We start from the raw sequence: 19621 nt of genomic DNA, 5'->3' as shown, positions 1-19621 counted from the left end.
GTCAGGACCGTCGCGAAGGGGTGCCGACGCAACGCCTCCAGGTGGGTCGCTGGCGCCTCATGGCCGTGACCGGTGATACCGACGGCCCCCACCAGACCGGCTTCCTGCGCGCGGACGGCCGCCTCCAGCGCGCCGCCGGGCCGGGTGGCCGAGTCGAGCTCGTCCAGGTCGCCGATGGCATGCAGCTGCAACAGGTCGATGCGGTCAGTCCGCATCCTCTCCAGCGAGCGGTTGATCTCACCCCACGCTGACTCATGGTCTCTGCGTCCGGTCTTCGTGGCCAGGAAGATCCGGTCACGGATCTCGGACATCCGTGCCCCCAGCCGCAGCTCAGCCTCGCCGTAGTCGGCCGCTACGTCGACGTGGTTGATGCCCCCGTCCAACGCTTGCTGTATCGAACGATCCGCCACGTCCTGCGAGACTTCCCCCAGCGCCGCGGCACCGTAGATGAGCACTGAGCTCTTGTGCTCGAGCCGTCCAAGCCTGCGCGTCTCCATCACGACACTCTCTGACACAGGTCCACCGCGGGCAACCCCGAGAGGCGCATCAGCGAGACGCTGCCTGTGTGCACGCGAATCCGGGTGCGTCGTTCGGCCGCCTACGGCGCGTCAAGGCGCACGAGCTGAGGAGGCACCACGTGCCCCTGGTCGAACCAAACGCAATGCGGATCCCATATCAATCTGGAGCAGATGGGTCTGCTGCACGATCGGGTGACGAATCCGTGCGAGGCGGGGGTGCGTATCGGGATGGGCCGAAGGACTCGTGTGGGCTTCGTGCGCCTGTCGGAGACAAACAGCGGGAGGGGGTGCACCTTCACGCTTAGACCGCTGGGGGTATGTATCGCCCGAGATTGCCTTGGGAGCGTGCAAACTGCCGGCGTCAGGATCGTCCGGCAGCGTCGTCCACCCCCGCGACTCTACGAGCCGAGCTCGTCGCAGCGCGCCCAACCGGAGGCCCGCAAGGGATTAAACGGGAGGCACCTTCGGTGACCCATCGCGCACACTGGTTCGGTCGCCGCCTTCGTCGCGGACGCTGAGGGAAGGGCTCTGGACCTCACACAAGCCGACGACGGGACGTTCCGCGACCAGCAGACCGGATCGGTGTGGAACCTCTTGGTCGCGCCCTCAGCGGGTCCCTCGCCGGACAAAGGCTCACCCCCGTGTAGCACCTCGACGTGTTCTGGGTCGCCTGCGTCGCCTTCCAGCCCGAGACACGTTTCGTGGTGGCTCCCTGAGGACCTACGCCCTCCGCGGATGTCACCTCAGTGCGTCAGCGAGCTCCACCAACGACGCTGCCTTCACGTCCGGTGCCGCGAAGTACGACGGGTAGCGACCGCCCGCCCTGTCGATCCAGGCCGTGGCCAGGTTCGCGCGTCGGGCACCGTCGACGTCCCAGGGGTGCACCGCGACGAGCATCGCGTCCATCGGATCCACACCACACTCCTCCAGCGCGTAGGCGTAGGCCCGTAGAGCCGGCTTCCACACCCCTGCGTCCTCGACGGTGAGCAGGCGCTCGAACCGGTCACGCACCCCCGCTCTCTGCAGCAGCGTGTCGGCGACCGTGGCGGCCCCGTTGCTCAGGGTCACCAGCCGGATCCCGAGGTCACTCAGCGCTCGGACACCCTCGACCACGTCCGGGTACACCGCGAGCTCGGAGAACCCCTGCATGACGTGGTCGACGGCCTCCTCGAGAGGACGGTCGAGCGGCTGGCCGTCCAACCGGACCCTCAGCGCCTCGGCGCCCAGCGTGGCGAACGATTCGATGTCCCCCGACGTCGTCAGCGCGAACCCGTCGCGCAGCAGCTCGGCGAACCACAGCTTCGCGAGGTGCTCCGGGGCACCGATGTCCGCGAACCGTGCTGTCAGCGGAGCCATGTCCGACAAGGTCTCGTTCACGTCGAAGACCAGCAGCCTTGGCCTTCTTGGTCCGTCGGGGCTGGCCGGGTGGTCGGGGCTGAGCGGGGCGTTGGTCATGAGATCTCCTCCTCGTCTGAGGCGTGCGTCGGCTCAGGCGCGCGACGTCTCCAGTGTGGCGCGTGGGCGGCCACGTCTCCATGGCCGCACCTCCTCCGCGCAGAGGGTCGACGCGGCGACTCGAGGCAGTGCTACTGGCCGTCTACCGCAAGACCGGCCAGGTCGTGCTCGACATCTTCGCGGTTCAGGCTGGGTGAGCCCTTCATGGCCGCCTCGTGCAGGAGTAGTTGTCATCGCCAGGAGGGACCCGCCCAGCAGGTCTGACCTTCCCGCCAACCAAGGGAGAGCGTTTGCCGTCGCGCAACGCTATCGTGGGGCGGTGCTCGCATGCCCAGCCATCGAGGCCGTCCGCATCGAGGCCGACCGCTGGTCGCGGCGATGCCTACGCGCGATCCTCGCGCTGGCCCTGGGCGCGGTATGCGTTCTGCTCTCCCTCGCCGCGTCCACCGCCCCGATGGAACAGATGGCTGGCATGGGGCAGGCCGTCACCTCACCGACGGAGACCGCTACCTCGACGCTGCCCTCTCGCGGGCTCCTCGACCAACCGGTAACGGCCGCATCAGCGGTGGCGCCGCCGGCCGTAAGCGGAGTGTGCGACAGCACGTGCACGGCTGAGCTGGGTGCGACGTGCGCGACCGCAGTCGGGCTCGCGGTGACCACCGTGCTGGTGCTGCTGCTGGCCTCACGCCGCGACACGTCCCTGGGCGAGCTCGAGCGCACCCGGTTCCGCGTTGCGCCATGCTGGCGAAGACGTCGGACACCGTGGACGGCGCCCTCCCCCGTCTCCTTGTGTGTGCTGAGGGTGTGACAGGTCGCTCAGGGACCTCGCCCTGAGCCGAGCTCCGCAGCGCGCTCCCTAGGGTGCGCTGATGCGTCACGGACGCCACCGGGTCCCGCGGATGCCGAGCAGCCAGACCTCTTCTACTCGCACCACGAAGGAATCACCTCATGGACATGACCATGGCCTCAGCCGTGCCCGACTGGCTCACGCCCGTCGCCTGGACCTACATCATCGTGTCGCTACTCAGCGCCGCCTTCATCGCTGCCGACCTTTACGTGCTCCGTCGACGCCAGCGCAGCGTCGCCACCGAGCTGGTGTGGATCACCTCCGCGCTCTACCTCGGTCCCTTCGCCGCGCCGGCCTACCTGCGTCGCGGCCGTGCCCACAGCGCCGGAGAGACTGACCGCGACGGAACGATCGTGGCGGTGCTGTCCGGTGGCGGGGCATCTGCAGTTGCCCACCTGATCGCGGTGCCCTTCGTCGCAGCGGTCGGATGGACGATCGCGGGCATGGCCATGTGGCCGATGATCCTGGTGATCGCCGTTCTCGCCATCGCGATGGTGGCAGCCTTCGTGCATCTCAGCGGACGCCCCGGTCAGTCAGCGGGGATGGGAGGCGTCTCTGTAGGGGCGGCCCTCGTTGCCGCCGTCATCACCGTGGCCGCTTTCGACGTCGGCATGGTCGGCTGGATGCTCCTGCTCGACGCCAACAGCCTGATGCCTGCGGTGACGGAGGGCACCTTCTGGTTCCTCATGCAGCTGGGAGTGGTCGTAGGCCTGGCGACCGGCTACCCCGCTGTCAGGTGGCTCCTGCGGCGCGACCAAGCAGCTGTCGTGGCCTGACAGGGGGGTCTCGCGGCGGCACACCGGCCGCCACGGACACCCGTGCGGTCACAGGGCCGGAGTGTCTGGCATGTCGAACTCGGTGTGGACGTGGTGGTTGGAGTAGTTGGTCAGCACGTTGAGCACCACGTGGGTGGTGAGCTCGGTCAGCTGCTCCTCGGTCCCTCCGGCGTCGCGCGCCGCCTGCCAGGTCTGGTCACTGGTGTTGCCGACGCTCGCGGTGAACTTGCGAGCGGGGCGTCGAGCTCCGGGTCCTCGGCCCTGCCTCGGCGCACGGCCACCATCTCGTCCTGGGTCGGACCCACCGCCTTGCCGCCTCCGAGGTGGGCGGCTTGGCCGTGATCACCATCGTGCTTGGCGGCTCGCCGCCGGGGCGCTGTCGACGGTGTGCACCGGGATCCGTGCCATGGGTGTTCCTCCTGAGATCGGCATCGTGCGGACAGGAGGTAAACCCCTTGACGACTGAGGGGCACTCCCGACACGGGCCTTCCCCGGCCACGCGGACTCAGCGCTGCAGCAGGATCGCGGTGAACTGCTGACGGGTTCCCCACGGCGTGACGTGGTCCTCGCCGCTGGTCGAGATCAGCCGGTAGCCCGGGAACTCAGCTGCCAGCTCGTCGTGGGTGTAACGCACGATCGGCAGGCCGCTGCAGGTCAGCGGGCCGTCGGGACCGAAGGTCGCCACCACCACGAACCCGCCTGACGCGAGGCAGTGCTCGAGCGAGAGCCGGTAGTCGTCTCGCTCGTCCTCCTCGGTCAGGAAGTGGAAGACCGCGCGATCATGCCACAGCGCGAACGTCCGCCCCGGTCGGAAGTCGAGGACGTCGGCGACGTGGAGGTCGAGCCGGCCGGGCACCTCGCCCACCCGACCGCGCACCGTCGTCAGAGCCGTCTGGGACAGGTCGATGGCGGTCAGGTCGGTGTATCCACGCTCGACGAGGTGATCGACCAGGGTCGACCACCCGGCCCCGACGTCGATCACCGGCTGGTCGGCGCCCAGCCCGGTCTCGTCGACCAGGCCGAGGGACAGCGCAGGCACCGACTGCCACCACGAGACGCCGTCGACGTCCTTGCCGTCATGGACGTTCTCCCAGTAGTCGGAGCGGGCGGCCGCGTCCTCGGGACGGTGGAGCTCGGCGTCGGTCATGGTCTCGACCCTAGGTGGAGCGGTGAACATGTCATCGTTTCGTCATCACCTCCGCGGTCCGGGCCTTCCTGGATGATCTAGATTGGCGAGGTGCTTTCCGCCGACACACAGCCCACCACCACCCCGCTCGGCGACGCTGCTCGCCTCATCGACGGTGGTGACATGGACTGCGGCAGCGGCTTGCTGCTTCTCATCACCCGCGCGATGCGCCGCCTGCAGGCCGGCGAGCTGCTGGCCATCCGCAGCGCGGAGGGCAGCGTGGTCACCGACCTCCCGGTGTGGGCCGAGCTGGTCGGCCACGAGGTGGCCGACCACCTGGCCGAGTCCGAGACCGGCCCCTGGTGGTTCACGGTGCGCAAGGACGGCGCAGAGCTGGCCAAGCCCGACGCGGGCACGGTCTTCAGCATCGGTGACCGCACGCCGGTGGGGCACCGGTTGTGGGCCTACACCAACTTCGACTGCAACCTGGCCTGCCTCTACTGCTGCGCAGAGTCGTCCCCGAAGGCGGCCCCACGCCGGCTGGACCCCGAGGTCGTCGGTCCGCTCTTCGCCGAGTTCCGCGCACAGGGCGGCAAGGAGCTGCTGCTGACGGGCGGCGAGCCGTTCATGCACCCACAGCTCGGTGAGCTCGTCGATGCGGCTGCCGGGCTGGAGCGCACCATCTTGACCAACGCGATGATCTTTCACCGCGGTCGGCGGCGCGAGCTGCTCGAGTCGATCGATCGCGACGTCGTGATGCAGGTCAGCCTGGACTCCGCGACACCCGAGATTCACGACAAGATGCGCGGCGCCGGATCGTGGGCCAGGGCCCTGGACGGGATCGGTCTGGCCCATTCACTCGGTTTCCGGGTCAAGATCGCGGCCACGCGGATGGATGAGGATCCAGAAGGAGTGAGGGAGCTGCACGAGCGACTCGATGTCGAGGGCATCGCCCAGGAGGACCGCGTGATCCGCCCGGTCGCCGCGGAGGGCTTCGCCGACGGCGGCATCCATGTCTCGATCGACTCCCTCGAGCCCGAGCCTGTCATCACCGCCGACGGCGCCTGGTGGCACCCGGTGGCGGTCACCAACCCACACCTGCGCATCGCCGACGCGCCCCTCGACCTCGAGGAGATCTTCGGCGTCGTGCGCGACACCTTGCAGGTGCAGGACGCCGCCTCCGCGAGCGGACGAGAGGTCTTCCGCTGTGCGTGAGTCACCGAAGGCCTCGGTGACTAACCCGGTCGCCTGGGCTCTCGACCCCGCCCCCGGCGAGCATCCGCGGGCGCAGTCGGTCGCCTTCGCCTTCCTGCGCATCTTGCTGGGCCTGATGTGGCTCTACAACGTGGCGTGGAAGCGCGCTCCCGACTTCGGCCAGGACGCCGGCAACGGGCTCTACAAGTACACCTCCTACGCCGTCGAGTACCCGGTGCTCGCTCCCTACGCCTGGATCACCGAGCACCTGATCTTGCCGGTGTTCCCCGTGTTCGGCTGGGTGGTGCTCATCGTCGAGTCCGCGCTGGCCGTGCTGCTGCTCACCGGCACCTACGTCCGCCTGGCCGCTGTCATCGGCGTAGCGCAGTCTCTGGCGATCGGGCTGTCGGTGGCCTACGCGCCCCACGAGTGGCCCTGGTCGTACTTCTTGATGGTCGGGGCCCACGTCGTCCTCGTGCTGGCCGCGGCGGGCCGCACGCTCGGCACCGACGGCGTCCGCGCCGGGACCACCTCCGCACGCACCCTGGGCCAGGTATGGGCGGGGGTGGCGGTCCTGGTCGGGGTCATCGAGCTCGTCCGCTCGGCCGGCGATCCGCTCGCCGCCTCCGGGCCGACGCTAGGCAGCAGTGACCCCTCCCTCTCGCTGGGCTCCTACAACTTGGTGGGTTCGGTGGTCCTGATCGTCGTCGGTGTCCTGCTCCTCGCCGGTGTTCGAGCCGGCTCGGTGGCCGTGCTGCAGGCCGCCGCCGCTCTCGGGGTGCTGGCTGCTGTCTCGTTGTACGCACAGCTCGGGTTCAGCGACCCCATCCTGGGTGGCAACACCACGTCGGCGGCGGTCTACCTCTCCCTCGCCGTGCTCGCCTTCCTGCTCGGCCGCCATGCCAGCTCCGGTGGGTCGACGTCCAACACACCCACCTCAGCAGAAAGCCACCGCCTGTGACGCGCCCGCGCCCCGCCATCCCCTCAGCGACCTCCTCCGCGGCCGCCTTCCTCACCAGCCGCCGCGGTCTGTTCACCGGGGCCTCCGGACTGGTGCTGCTCGCCGCGTGCGGCACAGACGACACGTCCACCGCGGGCGGCGGCGGTGACGCCTCGACCGGGCCGTTGCCGATCTCGGCCATCCCCGACCAGGATCCCGAGGCCCTCAACCGGCTCTACGGCCTGGTCGCCGACCGCTTCGCCGACGCCACCGGCCTGGAGGTCACCTACACCTCGGTCACCGAGTACCCCGCCGTCGTACGCGGCTTCGAGGTCGGCGACATCTTCGTCTCTTGGATGGGTGGGCTGACCGGCGTCCAGGCCGCCCAGCGGGTCGAGGGCGCCACCGCGTTCGCCCAGCGCGACATCGACGCCACGTTCACGAGTTTGTTCATCGCCACCCGGGCGTCGGGCTTGGCGCCCTTCGACGACATCGACGGCCTGACCGGGCTGGCCGGGCACACCTTCACCTTCGGCAGCGACACCTCGACGTCTGGTCGTTTGATGCCGCAGGACTTCATGGAGCAGGCCGGGCTCTCCCTCGACGACTTGTCCGGCGAGCCGGGCTTCTCCGGCTCCCACGACGCAACCATCGAAGCCGTCGCAGCGGGCAGCTTCGAGGTGGGCGCGGTCAACTCCCAGGTCTGGGACGCGACCGTCGATGCCGGCGAGGTCGACCTCTCCGACGTGGTGGTCCTGTTCCGAACCCCCGAGTTCTTCGACTACCACTGGCTCGCCCGGCCCGACCTCGACGAGGTCTACGGCGCGGGCACCCTCGATGCCATCAAGAAGCTGCTGTTCGGCCTCGACGCCTCCGAGCCCGACGACGCCGCGATCCTCGACCTGTTCGGGGCGACGTCGTTTGTGCCGACCGAGAACGCCAACTACGACGCGATCCGCGACGTCGCCGACAGGCTGGGCCTGCTCGCGTGACCGCGTCGGCCCCGGTCGTCGTCCAGCTCGAGGCCGCGGGACGAAGCTTCGGTGGGACGCCGGCGTTGGTCGCGGTCGACCTGACCATCCGCACCGGCGAGCGTCTCGCAGTCCTCGGCCCGAGCGGCGCGGGCAAGAGCACCCTGCTCGCGCTGCTCAACGGCGGGCTGCAACCCTCCCACGGCACTGTGTCGCTGTTCGGGGAAGCCACGGCCGGGCTTCCCGCCCGCACGCGTCGCCGCCTGCAACGCAGAGTGGGCACCATCTCCCAAGGCCTGGACCTCATCGAACAGGTGCGGGTCCTGCACAATGTCAATGCCGGTCGGATCGCCGAGTGGGGCACCGCGCGGTCGCTGGCGGCGCTGGCGTGGCCACGCACCGACGAGCGCGCCGGTGCGGCCCTGGAGTCGGTCGGGCTTGACTGGGCCATCCACGAGCGCACCGAGCGGCTCTCGGGCGGCGAGCGTCAGCGGGTCGCGATCGCCCGACTGCTGGTGCAACGTCCCGAGCTCGTGCTTGCTGACGAGCCGGTCGCCAGTCTCGATCCCACCCGGGCCGCAGAAGTGCTGACCCTGCTGGGGCGGGTGTCATCGGACACCGGGACCCTCGTGGTCACCCTGCACCAGCCGCAGCTCGCACGCGACCACTGCACCCGCGCGATCGGACTTCGAGCTGGTCGGCTCGTCTTCGACACCCCCATCGCTGAGCTCGGAGCCGATCAGCTCGACCAGCTCTACGCCCGAGGGTGAGATCGATGCCCGACGTCCGGGACACCTACCGCCTCCCGGCCGACAGCGACCGCCCCGAGCCGCCGAACCTCGACGCGCAGCGTCGCACCCGCCCCCGGGTCACCGGGCGCCAGGTGACGACTCGGCGGCTCATCGGTGCCCTGGTGCTCGTCGTGCCCCTCGTGTGGGCGCTGGGACGCGCGCTGCCCGTCGGCCACGACATCGTCAACCGAGGCGGCGCTCGCCTGATCGGTGACCTCCTGGGCCAGGCCTTGAGTCCCCGGCTGGACGGCGACTTCCTGCGCCTGGTGCTGGAGGCCACGGGCACCACGTTGGCCTTCGCCGCGATCGGCACCGCGGGCGCCCTGGTCATCGGGCTCCTGGGTGGGCTGGTCCTGAGCGACGTCGCCTGGACCCACCGCCCGCCCCGGACGGTGCGCGCAGTGCGGGTGGTCCTGCGGGGCCTGCTGGTCGCCACCCGGTCGATCCACGAGCTCGTCTGGGCTCTGCTGCTGGTCAGCGTCCTCGGGCTCGACCCGCTGGTCGCCGTGCTCGCGATCGCCCTGCCGTTCGGCGCCCAGACCGCCCAGGTCTTCGGCGACACCTTCGACGGCCTGCCCACCAGCGCGCTGCACTCCCTACGCAACGCCGGAGCCACCACGATGCCGGCGGTCGCCTTCGCGCTGCTGCCACCGGCGAGCCCGTTGATGCTGTCGTACGCGTTCTACCGCTTCGAGTGCGCCGTGCGGTCCACGGTGCTCCTCGGTGCCGTCGGCGTCGGCGGCCTGGGCCAGGAGCTCGTGGTGAGTCTCAGCTCCCGCAACTGGGACGAGGTCTGGACCCTCATCGCCGCCGTCATCATCGTCTCGGCGCTCGTCGATGCCTGGAGCGGACGGTTGCGCGCCGACATGGCGGTCGCGAGCTGCTCGGAGTGGTCGGCCGGCGCGGCGCCGGAGCCCCCCGGCGGCGTCGCCCCCCGACGCTCGCGCTCGCGGTGGGCCCGCTGGTCGGCCCTCGCGATCATCCCCGGGCTCGTCGCGGCCTGGCTGGCCTCGGGAGTCTCGTTGTCGGGCCTCACCAGCAGCCGTACGCGTGCGCTCACCGGTGGACTCGTCGAGGACCTGCTGCCGCCGAAGCTGCCAGCAGGCGGATGGTCGGTCGTGGGCGATGCGGTACTGGACACACTCGCGATGGCGGTGGTCGCCATGGCCATCGCCGTGCTGATCACCGTGGTCATCGCCCCGTGGGCCGTCACCACCCGCGCTCAAGGTGGCGCCCCGGGGTCGCTCCCCGCCAGGATCGCTCGCCGGATGGCCTGGGCCCTCGCCCGGATCGGACTTCTCGTGCTGCGGTCGGTGCCACCGACGGTCTGGGCAGTCATCGCACTGCTCGCGCTCTTCCCCGGGATCCTTCCCGGAGCCCTGGCCCTAGGCGTCTACACCGGCGGGGTGCTCGGCCGGCTGGTCGCCGAGTCGTGGGAAAGCGTGAGCCCCGTACCCCGCAACGCCCTGCTCCGCAGCGGCGTCCCGGGAGCACTAGCGACCCTCGCCGCCGTGGTCCCGGCATCAGCGCACCAGCTGCTCACCTACACCCTCTACCGCTTCGAGATCTGCGTGCGCGAGACGGCGGTCGTCGGCATCGTCGGCGCCGCGGGTCTTGGACGCCTTCTGTCCGAGAACCTCAACCTTTTCCGCTTCCCCGTCGTCTCGACGCTCCTGATCGCGTCCTTTGCCGTCAGCGTCTCGAGCGAACTGCTGAGCAGACGGCTGCGACGAGCGATCCGCGCCTGATCTTGGCCCGGTCCGCCGAGCCAAGACCGTTCTGCGCCGTCGTCAATAGTCATCAGTGGGGCTCACCAGCGGCCACGTCTCCGCTGCCGCGCCGCACTGTCTGGCCGGCTCGGCTGGTCGCAGGTGACCCACTGGCCCTACGAGACCGCTGCGACATGAACCCGAACTGGATCTGCACAGCGGCGCCGCCCGCCACGGTTGCCGTTCCTCCGGATCAAGCAGGATCAGACTCATCGACTTGCCAGCCGCGGGCTGTGACCTGCCTGTGCCAGCCATCCCGGGCGGGCGCGCGTGGTCCGAGGCTGAGCAGACGCTGGAGCGAGCTGTGGCAGCCCCCGCAGGCCAACCAGTGGGACGAGACGCAACGGGGCACGGTGGCGGCCCTCGTGATCCATGAGTCCGCCGCCATCTTCGACGGCTCCGCATCGGCATGGCAAGCCCAAGAAGCCCGCTACGCCGCCGAGGCCCTCGGGCTGACTCCGAGGGCGCTCGCCGCGCTGGGCTGGAGGATCGCCGAATAAGCGATCGCTGACAGGCGAAAGCTCAGCGCTCGTCGGTGCCGGCCCGTGTGGTCGATGGCGTGCCTATCTGCCAGGCGGGGCTGACCGGCGAACGGTCAAGATATTGATTGTTGTCTATGCAGCACCTTGCTTGTTGCATTCATCCTTGTCAATATTGATCTGTGTCTAAGTCCCTCGAGCTCACGGTCCTCACGGGCAGCGACGCCCTGGCGTGCTGCACGCCCCTTGCACAAGAACCCATCACCGAGCAGCAGGCAGCGCACATTGCGTCTCTCCTCAAGGCCCTCGCCGACCCGGTTCGGCTCCGCCTCATGTCGATGGTGCTGTCCCACGAGGGCGGCGAGGCGTGCGTGTGCGACCTCCTCCCGGCTTTCGACCTCTCGCAACCCACCATCAGCCATCACCTCAAGGTGCTGCACGATGCAGGACTGTTGGACCGGGACAAGCGGGGCACGTGGGTGTACTACCAAGCCAAGCCCGAGGCGATGGCAGCCGTCATGACGCTGTTCGCGACCACCGCACTGACCGCGAGCGGCCGCTGATGAGCGACACCGTGGGCGAGCGCGCGGTCGCGCCCGACGACGCCGCCGTCATCCAGCGGCTCTCGACCCTCGACCGGTTCCTGCCGGTCTGGATTGTCACCGCGATGGCCATCGGATTGTTGCTGGGACGGCTCGTTCCCGGCTTCGACGACGCCCTCGCGAAGGTTGAAGTCGGGTCAGTGTCGCTGCCCATCGCCATCGGGCTGCTCGTCATGATGTACCCGGTGCTGGCGAAGGTTCGCTACGACGAACTCGGCCACGTCACCGCCGACAAGCGACTCCTCGGCGCATCCATCGTCCTCAACTGGATTGTGGGACCGGCGCTCATGTTCGCCCTGGCTTGGCTGATGCTGCCCGACCTCCCCGAGTACCGGACGGGCCTCATCATCGTCGGCCTCGCCCGGTGCATTGCGATGGTCCTCATCTGGAACGACCTCGCCTGCGGCGACCGCGAAGCCGCCGCCATCCTCGTGGCCATCAACTCGGTGTTCCAGATTGTCGCGTTCGCCGGGCTCGGCTACCTCTACCTTGAACTACTGCCCGGCTGGCTCAACCTCGGCGACAACGCCACCAACGGCGGACTCGACGTGTCCGTGTGGGACATGGCCAAGTCCGTCCTCATCTTCCTCGGCATCCCTCTGCTCGCCGGGTTCCTCACCCGCACCTTCGGGGAGAAGGCCATGGGACGCGACTGGTACGAGGGAACGTTCCTGCCCCGCATCGGACCGACGGCCCTGTACGGGCTGCTGTTCACCATCGTGATCCTGTTCGCCCTCCAAGGTGACACCATCACCGACCGGCCCCTCGACGTGGCCCGCATCGCATTGCCGCTCCTGGCCTACTTCGGGCTCATGTGGGCCGGGTCATTTGCCCTCGGTGTCGCCCTCAACATGTCCTACGAGCGCACCGCGACACTGGCGTTCACCGCCGCAGGGAACAACTTCGAGTTGGCTATCGCAGTCGCCATCGGCGTCTTCGGCGTCACGTCTGGACAAGCCCTCGCGGGAGTCGTCGGACCCCTCATCGAAGTCCCCGTCCTCGTCGCCCTTGTCTACGTCGCCCTCTGGGCACGCCGCCGCTTCTACCCCACACAGGAGACGACCCATGGCTGACACGACCCCGCCCGACGGGCACATCCCTGAAGTTCTCTTCGTGTGCGTCCACAACCAAGGCCGCTCACAGATGGCAGCAGGGCTGCTCAACCACCACGCCCAAGGGCGGGTACTCGTGCGCTCCGCAGGCTCCGCCCCCGCCGACAGCGTCAGCCCCGCCGTCGTCGAGGTCATGGCAGAGGTCGGCATTGACATCTCGCAGGAGTTCCCGAAGAAGTTGCTCACCGAAGACGTAGCAGCCTCTGACGTGGTCGTCACCATGGGATGCGGCGACGCCTGCCCCATCTTCCCCGGCAAACGCTACGAGGACTGGGCACTCACCGACCCCTCCGGGAAGGGACCCGATTCCGTGCGAGACATCCGCGACGAAATCGACCAGCGCGTACAGAAGTTGCTCGCCGACCTTCGTCGGGATGCATCACGCATCCTCGACTCTGCGTCCTCGGCTAGCTGCGAAGGACCGAGCCGCGGCGGCCCGCTCAGCGTGGTCCCGCCGCATCCACACACGCACGCCGCGCTTGACCCCCGGCAACCGCCCGACACGGACCAGCCGCGCCACGTCGGCCCTCCTCACGCCGAGCATCACTGAGACGACTGTCGCGTGCCGGGTTCAGTGGAGGCTCTGGACTAGCGCGCCGACGGTAGTCGGTGCAGGGTTGTGCCGGTAGTGGTCGTCCTCGTGTTCGACGGGTGGGACGAGCCCGATCTCGCCGTGCAGTCGTCGGTGGTTGAACCAGTGACCCAGACCCGGTTCGTTGCCGGCGCCTTGCAGTCGCGGTCGAGCAGGTCCGGCCGGGCGTCCGGTCCGCTGCCGGGGATCGCGGTCCGCGGACCCTTGGCCCTGCTGATCCCGCGCAGCCCGTCGGCGCGCATCAGCCGGTGCACGGCGCACCGGGCGATCCGGTGACCGCGACGGTTCAGCTCGGCGTGCATCTTCCGCACCCCGTAGACGCCGTAGTTGTCGGCATGGACCTGCCGGATCACTGCCAGGCGCTGCTGGTCGGCGACCGCCCGCGCTGAGGGCGCTCTGATCTTGGCCGCGTAGTAGCTGCTCGGGGCGTCTGCATGCCGGCCCTGCGGAGGACGGTGCAGATCGGCTCGACCCCGAACCGCTCACGATGCTGATCGATGTACTCGACCAGCACCGCGGTCGTCACTTCAGCTTGCGGTCGAGCTCCGCCGCGGCGAAGAACGCCGACGCCGTCCGCAAGATCTCGTTGGCTCGCCGCAGCTCCTTGTTCTCACGCTCGAGCTCGGCGATGCGCTGGGTCTCAGCGGTGGTGACGCCGGGCCGGTGGCCCTCATCTATCTCGGCCTGGGACACCCAGTTGCGCAGCGTCTCGGGATTGATCCCAACTGCTCACCAACGCGCTTGAGCGCACCCGATCGGGTCGCTGGGTCACGCCGCAGATCGACCGCCATTCGGATCGCCCGCTCCCGAAGCTCCTCGGGATACTTGCTCAGTGCCGCCATGACTCTCATCCTTCCGTGGAATGAGAGCCTCCATCAGACCCGGCGGCCGACAGTGCGGGTGGTCCGGCTGGTCCTAGAGTCGCGGCATGCCTGAGTTCACCTGGCTCCCGGCCAATCGAGCAGCGGCCGAGGACGTCGAGGCGGTCTTTGCGACCGGTGGCGCGCGCAAGTGCCGTTGCCAAGCCCTGAAGGTGCCGGGCTGGATCTGGCGTGACACCACCCAGGAGGAGCGGGACGGCGCGCTGCTCGAGCAGACCGCCTGCGGCACCGGCGGCCCGACGTCCGGGCTGATCGGATACGTCGACGGTGAGCCGGCCGGCTGGGTGGCGGTCGAGCAGCGCGAGAACTACCCCAGGCTGTGGAGCCGGAAGCAGGCGTGGATGCGGATGGACCCCGAGCTGGCAGACGTCTGGTCAGTGACCTGCTTCGTCGTGCGCACAGGGTGGCGCCAGTCGGGGCTGACCTACGAGCTCGCCGCGGCCACCGTCGAGTACGGCCGGCAGGTCGGCGCCCGCGTCCTGGAGGGCTACCCGATCGAGCCGCCGCCAGGCCGGTCCGTGATCTGGGACGAGGCGTCGGTCGGGCTGGTGCAGGTCTTCCTCGAGGCCGGCTATGAGGTGGTGGCCTCCCCGACTCTGCGGCGGCGCGTGGTGCGGCGAGGACTGAGTGATCCCGGTTGACGATGGCCAGCCTCGTCCGCGAGCGGTGCGCGCGCCGATCGCCGCGATGCGCGGTTTCGAGGTGCGCCTACCCGCCGCCTTCGCGTGCCGCACACCGGCACGCGTGCAGCGGTCGGCTCCCTACGAGGGCACGTCTCCTTCGCTCACGTGTTTACGTCGTCTCTGGGGCTGCCCTTGAAGTACTGCTCGAGTTGTCGGAAGACTTCCGGATCGAGCGCCTTCTGCGGGTCCGCCACGATGTCGCGCTGGATGCGCTCGTGCGCCGCGGCGTAGAGCGCCGGGCTCAGGGCGTAGGGCAGGTTGAGGACGTACCAGCGCCGGAACGTGCGTGCGCCCCACCGTTGCAGCGTGCGGGCGATCAGCCCCGGCCGGCCTCTGCGGACCCAGAAGCCGACCGCCGTCCCGAGGATGAAGGCGAGTCCCAGCACCAGTGCCATGACGCCGAGGGTGGCTGCGATCTCGTCGCTCGCGAAGTTGTCCGCCACGTTGAGCAGCCCTCCGTAGTAGACGGGGATCAGCACCTCCACCTGGTCCAGATAGGGACTGACCCGCTCGGCCTTGTCGGCGAGGTCGCTGATGGAGTCGAGGTCGGGCTTCGCTCCCCACGCCGCGCGCACGTGGCCGAACGCCTCCCCCGTCTGGTCGATCGCGTCGAGCGGGCTGCGGGCGTCGATGTCGTCGACAGCCTCCTTCGCCGCAGTGACCTCGCCGTACGTCGTCTCGATGCCGCGGAGCGTCTCGGAGCTCTTGTTGGCGGCCTCCTCGAGCTCCGCCTGGGGAGGGGTGTTGGCGTTCACGTAGTCGAGTGCGGCCTGTATCTCCTGCCGGTGGTCGGCCACGTACTTCGCAGCGCGATAGCGCTCCATCAGGCTGGGCACCGCGGCGAGCGCGTCCTGGCCCTTGCCGCCCACGGTCTCCGCGTCGCTCAGGGCGACAGCTGCGGCCGCGCCCACACCGTACGCCTTGATCCCCAGCTCGAGGACCGAGCCGATCAGGAGTCGACCGACCTCCAGCCCGCGTGGTAGCGACGGACGATCACGGCCAGTGGTCACAGGAGTCCTCCGGTAGCTCCGCGGAACATGGTTGCTCCCCGCGCGTCGATGCCGAAGGCTACCTGTCTCCCGACGTACTGATCAGATGAGGAGTGAAAGGCACGACCGGCACGACGAAGGGCCCGTCCTCCCCCGATGGACGGGCCCTTCTGCTGGGGGGTCAGCCGGTGACGGCCGGGACCTCGGTCGCGGGGTCGCCGTCGACGGCTGCGGCCAGCTGCGGGACGTAGCGCTCGAGGACGTAGGGGATGCTCAGCGGCGTGACCATGCTCTGGGCCACGTGGTAGTCGCCGCCGTCGGCGTCGCTGATGTCGAACCAGCGACCCTCCTCGAACGCGCGGCTGCCCTCGAACAGCTCCTTCATCGCCGGGTCGGCCGTGTCGTGGTCGAGCCAGACCACGGCGTCGAGCTGGCCGAGGTCGGAGGTGCGCTCGGCGCTCAGCGACCAGCCGAACGCCTCGGAGTCGGGGTCCTCCAGCACCTCGGGGAACTCGAAGCCGAGCTCCTCGAGCATCTGTCCGCGGGAGTCGCCCTCCCCGTAGACGAAGAGCCCCTCGTACGCCGTGACGACGGCGGCCTGCTTGCCCTCGAACTCCGGGTGCTCGGCGGCGGCCGCCTCGAGCCGGCCCTCGACGTCCTCGATGATCCGCGTCGCCTCGGCCGGCCGACCCAGCGCCGTGCCGACCGTCTCGGTGATGTCCTGCCACGACGCGGTGTAGTCGACCTCGTCGTCGGAGGCGACGGTGGGGGCGATCCGGGAGAGCAGGTCGTACTCCTGCTCGGTCATGCCCGAGTTGATGGCGATGATCAGGTCGGGCTCCAGGGCGGCGACCTTCTCGACCTGGATGCCGTCGGCCGACTCCAGCACCTCGGGCAGCTCGCCGCCGGCGGCGTCCAGCGCGTCGGTGGCCCAGGGGAAGATCGCGCCCGGCGCCTCGCCGAACCACTTGGTGACGCCGACCGGGACCACCCCGAGCGCCAGGACGGCGTCCTGCTCGGTGAGGCCGACGGTCACCACCCGCTCGGGGGCCTCGGTCACCTCGGTGGCGCCGTACTTGTGCTCGATGGTGGCCGGGAACGCGCCCTCCTCCGCCACGGCGTCCGGGCCGGCGTCGGCGGTCGCGTCGTCCCCGGCACCACAGGCGGCCAGCGCCGGGGTCAGGGCGAGGATCAGCGCCGCGGCAGTGGCGGTGCGCCGGAGGGGCTGGGTGGGAAACGGCAGGTGCACGAGATGAGCCTTTCAAGTGAGGTAAGGCTTACCTTACCCACCTGATGCGGCCGACCTCGCGGCCGGGTCAGACCACGCGGTGCATCCAGCCGAAGGTGTCCTCGGCCCGGCCGAACTGGACGTCGACGAGGTTCTGCCGGACCCGCATCGTGACGTCGGTGGCAGGGGGCGCCGGCACGTCGCCCTCGGCCGACCGCAGGGTCCCCACGGGGGTCACCACCGCGGCGGTGCCACAGGCGAAGATCTCGGTGATGGCACCGCTGCTGACGCCCTCGCGCCACTCGTCGATGGAGAGCCTGCGCTCCTCCACCTGGTGGCCCAGCTTGCCCGCCAGCTCGATGATCGAGGCACGGGTGATGCCCTCGAGGATCGTGCCGGTCTCGGGGGTGACGATCCGGCCGTCGTCGAAGACGAAGTACAGGTTCATCCCGCCCAGCTCCTCGACGTACCGCCCCTCCTGGCTGTCGAGGAAGACCACCTGGTCGCACCCGTGGGCGGTGGCCTCCTGCTGCGCGACCAGCGAGCTGGCGTAGTTGCCGCCGGTCTTGGCCGCGCCCATGCCACCGCGACCGGCGCGGGTGTAGTCGTGGGTGAGCCACAGCGAGACCGGCTTCACGCCGCCCTTGAAGTAGGCGCCCGCCGGGGAGGCGATGACCATGAACGTCACGTGCTGGGCCGGGCGCACGCCGAGGAACACCTCGGAGGCGAACATGAACGGCCGCAGGTAGAGGCTCTTCTCGCCGCCGTTCTCCGGCACCCAGTGCTCGTCGACCGTGACCAGCGCGTCGACGGCCTGCACGAAGTCCTCGACCGGCAGCTCGGGGAAGGCCAGTCGCCGGCTGGACCGGATCATCCGCTTGGCGTTCTCCTCCGGGCGGAAGGTCCACACCGACCCGTCGTCGCGCCGGTAGGCCTTCATGCCCTCGAACGTCTCCTGCGCGTAGTGCAGCACCGCGGTCGCGGGGTCCATCGCGATCGGGCCGTACGGCGTGATGCGGGCGTCGTGCCACCCCTGCTCCGGGGTCCACTCGACCGTGAGCATGTGGTCGGTGAAGAACTGGCCGAAGCCCGGGTTCGCCAGGATCCCGGCGAGGCGGGAGTCGTCGACCGGGGTGGCGGAGAGGGTGGTGCTGATGTCCATGGCGACACGGTATCCAAGAGTTCGGGCGGCCGGCGGACAGGTGCTGACGGGATTGGCCGAGCCACCCCGGGGGTGGGAGCAACGGCCTCGGCTGGGGAGGACCGGGCCGGCCGCCCGGCCCGGCTCCTCAGCCCAGGCGCGCCAGGATCGCGTCGCCCACGGCCGTGGTGGTGCGCGACTCCCCCGGGGTCCGGGCAGCCAGGTCGGCGACGACGGCCGCCTCCACCGCGGTGGCGGCGTCGGCGTGACCGAGGTGGTGGAGCAGCAGGCCCGCCGACAGGATCGCCGCGGTGGGGTCCGCCTTGTGCTGGCCGGCGATGTCGGGCGCCGACCCGTGCACCGGCTCGAACATCGAGGGGCTGGTGCGGTCGGGGTTGACGTTGCCCGAGGCGGCGAGCCCGATGCCGCCGGTGATGGCGGCGGCGAGGTCGGTGACGATGTCGCCGAAGAGGTTGTCGGTGACGATGACGTCGAAGCGCGCCGGGTCGGTGACCAGGAAGATCATCGCCGCGTCGACGTGCATGTAGTCGACGGTGACGGCGGGGAACTCGCGGGCGACCTCCTGGGTCAGCCGCCACCACAGCGAGCCGGCGTGCACGAGCACGTTGGTCTTGTGGACCAGGGTGAGCCGCTGCCGGGGTCGCTGGTCGGCCCGGGCGAAGGCGTCGCGTAGCACCCGCTCCACGCCGTACGCCGTGTTGACGCTGACCTCGGTGGCCACCTCGGCCGGGGTGCCGACGCGCAGGGCGCCGCCGTTGCCGGTGTAGGGGCCCTCGGTGCCCTCGCGGACCACGACGAAGTCGACCTCCCCGGGGTCCGCCAGGGGTGAGGTGACGCCGGGGAGGATCCGGCTCGGGCGCAGGTTGACGTAGTGGTCGAGCTCGAAGCGCAGACGCAGCAGCAGCCCCCGCTCCAGGAGGCCCGGCGGCAGGTTCGGGTCGTTGGGCCTGCCGCCGATCGCACCGAGCAGGATCGCGTCGTGCCGGCGGATCTCCTCGAGCACGGTGTCGGGCAGCACCTCGCCGGTCGCGAGGTAGCGCTCGGCGCCCAGGTCGTAGCGGGTGGCCTCGACCTTCGCCGGCGCCACCGCCTCGAGCACCTTGAGGCCCTCGGCGGTGACCTCCGGCCCGATGCCGTCGCCGCCGATGACGGCGAGCCTGATGCTGGGTGCGGCGGTCTCCGATGTGGTCATGGAGGGCGAGGCTAGTTGTCGTCGGGCGACTGCCCGCCGTTGTCTCGCAGGTCAAGCGAGGCCTGCAGGGCGCGGGCTGCCGCCTCGCCGCTGCGCGGGTTCTCGGGGCTGTGGCTGGCGGGTCCCCACTCGGGGTACATGTCGTACATGGCGGTGTCCTCAGGGTCTGCGGGCGGGTGTCGGGAGGAGATCCGGGACCGCAACGCCGAACACCGCGGCGAGGTGGCCCCGGTGACAGTCAGATGTGTCAGGCCTCGCCGCGGCAGCCGATGAGTACGAGAACGCTCCGCATGATGGCCACGACCGTACGCCGA

The 19621-nt window shown here is 69.9% G+C and carries 19 protein-coding genes, 1 pseudogene and 1 other annotated feature; of the genes and pseudogenes, 10 read left to right on the top strand and 10 right to left on the bottom strand.

Annotated elements, in window-relative coordinates; translation table 11 throughout:
• Both QZX64_RS02460 and QZX64_RS02455 read right to left on the bottom strand, forming a co-directional pair.
• Nucleotides 1-497 (bottom strand): aldo/keto reductase (locus QZX64_RS02460; protein WP_295656667.1); only part of this gene is annotated, 497 nt, incomplete at its 3' end.
• 759 nt (nucleotides 498-1256) lie between these two features.
• Nucleotides 1257-1973 carry a haloacid dehalogenase type II gene (locus QZX64_RS02455; protein ID WP_295656665.1) on the bottom strand — a complete coding sequence of 239 codons (717 nt, stop codon included), beginning with the start codon at nucleotides 1971-1973 and terminating at the stop codon, nucleotides 1257-1259.
• A gap of 948 nt (nucleotides 1974-2921) precedes the next feature.
• On the opposite strand from QZX64_RS02455, the gene QZX64_RS02450 reads away from it, so the two are divergent.
• Nucleotides 2922-3596, top strand: a complete 675-nt coding sequence (locus QZX64_RS02450) for a DUF4396 domain-containing protein (RefSeq protein ID WP_295656663.1) — start codon at nucleotides 2922-2924, stop codon at nucleotides 3594-3596.
• Between the two features lie 505 nt (nucleotides 3597-4101).
• Here QZX64_RS02450 and QZX64_RS02445 read toward each other — a convergent pair.
• The gene (locus QZX64_RS02445) at nucleotides 4102-4743 is read right to left on the bottom strand and encodes a trans-aconitate 2-methyltransferase (protein ID WP_295656661.1); all 642 of its coding nucleotides are present in this window, start codon (nucleotides 4741-4743) and stop codon (nucleotides 4102-4104) included.
• A gap of 90 nt (nucleotides 4744-4833) precedes the next feature.
• Here QZX64_RS02445 and QZX64_RS02440 point away from each other — a divergent pair, with 90 nt between their 5' ends.
• The 8 genes and pseudogenes from QZX64_RS02440 to QZX64_RS02405 form a co-directional block, all read left to right on the top strand.
• The gene (locus QZX64_RS02440) at nucleotides 4834-5937 is read left to right on the top strand and encodes a radical SAM protein (RefSeq protein ID WP_295656659.1); all 1104 of its coding nucleotides are present in this window, start codon (nucleotides 4834-4836) and stop codon (nucleotides 5935-5937) included.
• Nucleotides 5930-6877, top strand: a complete 948-nt coding sequence (locus tag QZX64_RS02435; protein ID WP_295656658.1) for a hypothetical protein — start codon at nucleotides 5930-5932, stop codon at nucleotides 6875-6877. Before QZX64_RS02440 ends, QZX64_RS02435 begins: the two co-directional genes overlap by 8 nt.
• A complete protein-coding gene (locus QZX64_RS02430; RefSeq protein WP_295656656.1) occupies nucleotides 6874-7848 on the top strand; it encodes a putative selenate ABC transporter substrate-binding protein in 975 nt (324 codons plus the stop codon). Before QZX64_RS02435 ends, QZX64_RS02430 begins: the two co-directional genes overlap by 4 nt.
• Before the next feature lie 65 nt (nucleotides 7849-7913).
• On the top strand, nucleotides 7914-8597 hold the full coding sequence (locus QZX64_RS02425) for a phosphonate ABC transporter ATP-binding protein (RefSeq protein ID WP_295656655.1): 684 nt from the start codon (nucleotides 7914-7916) through the stop codon (nucleotides 8595-8597).
• 5 nt (nucleotides 8598-8602) lie between these two features.
• Entirely contained in the window at nucleotides 8603-10366 is a 1764-nt protein-coding gene (locus QZX64_RS02420) for an ABC transporter permease (protein WP_295656654.1), read from the top strand.
• A 682-nt stretch (nucleotides 10367-11048) separates the two neighbouring features.
• On the top strand, nucleotides 11049-11429 hold the full coding sequence (locus QZX64_RS02415; RefSeq protein WP_295656653.1) for a metalloregulator ArsR/SmtB family transcription factor: 381 nt from the start codon (nucleotides 11049-11051) through the stop codon (nucleotides 11427-11429).
• The gene (gene arsB / locus QZX64_RS02410; RefSeq protein WP_295656651.1) at nucleotides 11429-12541 is read left to right on the top strand and encodes an ACR3 family arsenite efflux transporter; all 1113 of its coding nucleotides are present in this window, start codon (nucleotides 11429-11431) and stop codon (nucleotides 12539-12541) included. Before QZX64_RS02415 ends, arsB begins: the two co-directional genes overlap by 1 nt.
• A pseudogene (locus tag QZX64_RS02405) lies at nucleotides 12534-12947 on the top strand (arsenate reductase ArsC); the annotation flags it as partial. The gene arsB and the pseudogene QZX64_RS02405, both read left to right, overlap by 8 nt.
• Nucleotides 12948-13168: 221 nt before the next feature.
• On the opposite strand, the gene QZX64_RS16715 reads toward QZX64_RS02405, so the two are convergent.
• Nucleotides 13169-13531 (bottom strand): IS3 family transposase, encoded by a 363-nt coding sequence (locus QZX64_RS16715; RefSeq protein ID WP_366558498.1) that lies wholly within the window; start codon nucleotides 13529-13531, stop codon nucleotides 13169-13171.
• 63 nt (nucleotides 13532-13594) lie between these two features.
• Nucleotides 13595-13737 (bottom strand) — a sequence feature (AL1L pseudoknot).
• Complete coding sequence (locus QZX64_RS02400; RefSeq protein ID WP_295656669.1) at nucleotides 13695-13892, bottom strand: transposase; 198 nt, start codon at nucleotides 13890-13892, stop codon at nucleotides 13695-13697. (Overlaps the previous feature by 43 nt.)
• Before the next feature lie 208 nt (nucleotides 13893-14100).
• Here QZX64_RS02400 and QZX64_RS02395 point away from each other — a divergent pair, with 208 nt between their 5' ends.
• Nucleotides 14101-14694 carry a hypothetical protein gene (locus QZX64_RS02395; protein WP_295656649.1) on the top strand — a complete coding sequence of 198 codons (594 nt, stop codon included), beginning with the start codon at nucleotides 14101-14103 and terminating at the stop codon, nucleotides 14692-14694.
• A gap of 143 nt (nucleotides 14695-14837) precedes the next feature.
• Here QZX64_RS02395 and QZX64_RS02390 read toward each other — a convergent pair whose 3' ends face one another.
• From QZX64_RS02390 to QZX64_RS02370, 5 genes are all read right to left on the bottom strand, one after another.
• Nucleotides 14838-15746 carry a hypothetical protein gene (locus tag QZX64_RS02390; RefSeq protein ID WP_295656647.1) on the bottom strand — a complete coding sequence of 303 codons (909 nt, stop codon included), beginning with the start codon at nucleotides 15744-15746 and terminating at the stop codon, nucleotides 14838-14840.
• A gap of 160 nt (nucleotides 15747-15906) precedes the next feature.
• A complete protein-coding gene (locus QZX64_RS02385) occupies nucleotides 15907-16974 on the bottom strand; it encodes an iron-siderophore ABC transporter substrate-binding protein (protein WP_295656646.1) in 1068 nt (355 codons plus the stop codon).
• Nucleotides 16975-17041: 67 nt separating this feature from the next.
• Nucleotides 17042-18115: a branched-chain amino acid aminotransferase gene (locus QZX64_RS02380; RefSeq protein WP_295656635.1), complete on the bottom strand. Its 1074-nt coding sequence runs from the start codon at nucleotides 18113-18115 to the stop codon at nucleotides 17042-17044.
• Between the two features lie 127 nt (nucleotides 18116-18242).
• Complete coding sequence (locus tag QZX64_RS02375; protein WP_295656633.1) at nucleotides 18243-19307, bottom strand: 3-isopropylmalate dehydrogenase; 1065 nt, start codon at nucleotides 19305-19307, stop codon at nucleotides 18243-18245.
• An 11-nt stretch (nucleotides 19308-19318) separates the two neighbouring features.
• Entirely contained in the window at nucleotides 19319-19456 is a 138-nt protein-coding gene (locus QZX64_RS02370; RefSeq protein WP_295656631.1) for a hypothetical protein, read from the bottom strand.
• Nucleotides 19457-19621 lie beyond the last annotated feature (165 nt).

It is taken from the genome of uncultured Nocardioides sp., from assembly GCF_902805925.1.
Lineage (GTDB): Bacteria > Actinomycetota > Actinomycetes > Propionibacteriales > Nocardioidaceae > Nocardioides.
This window is presented reverse-complemented; position numbering and strand designations above follow the sequence as displayed.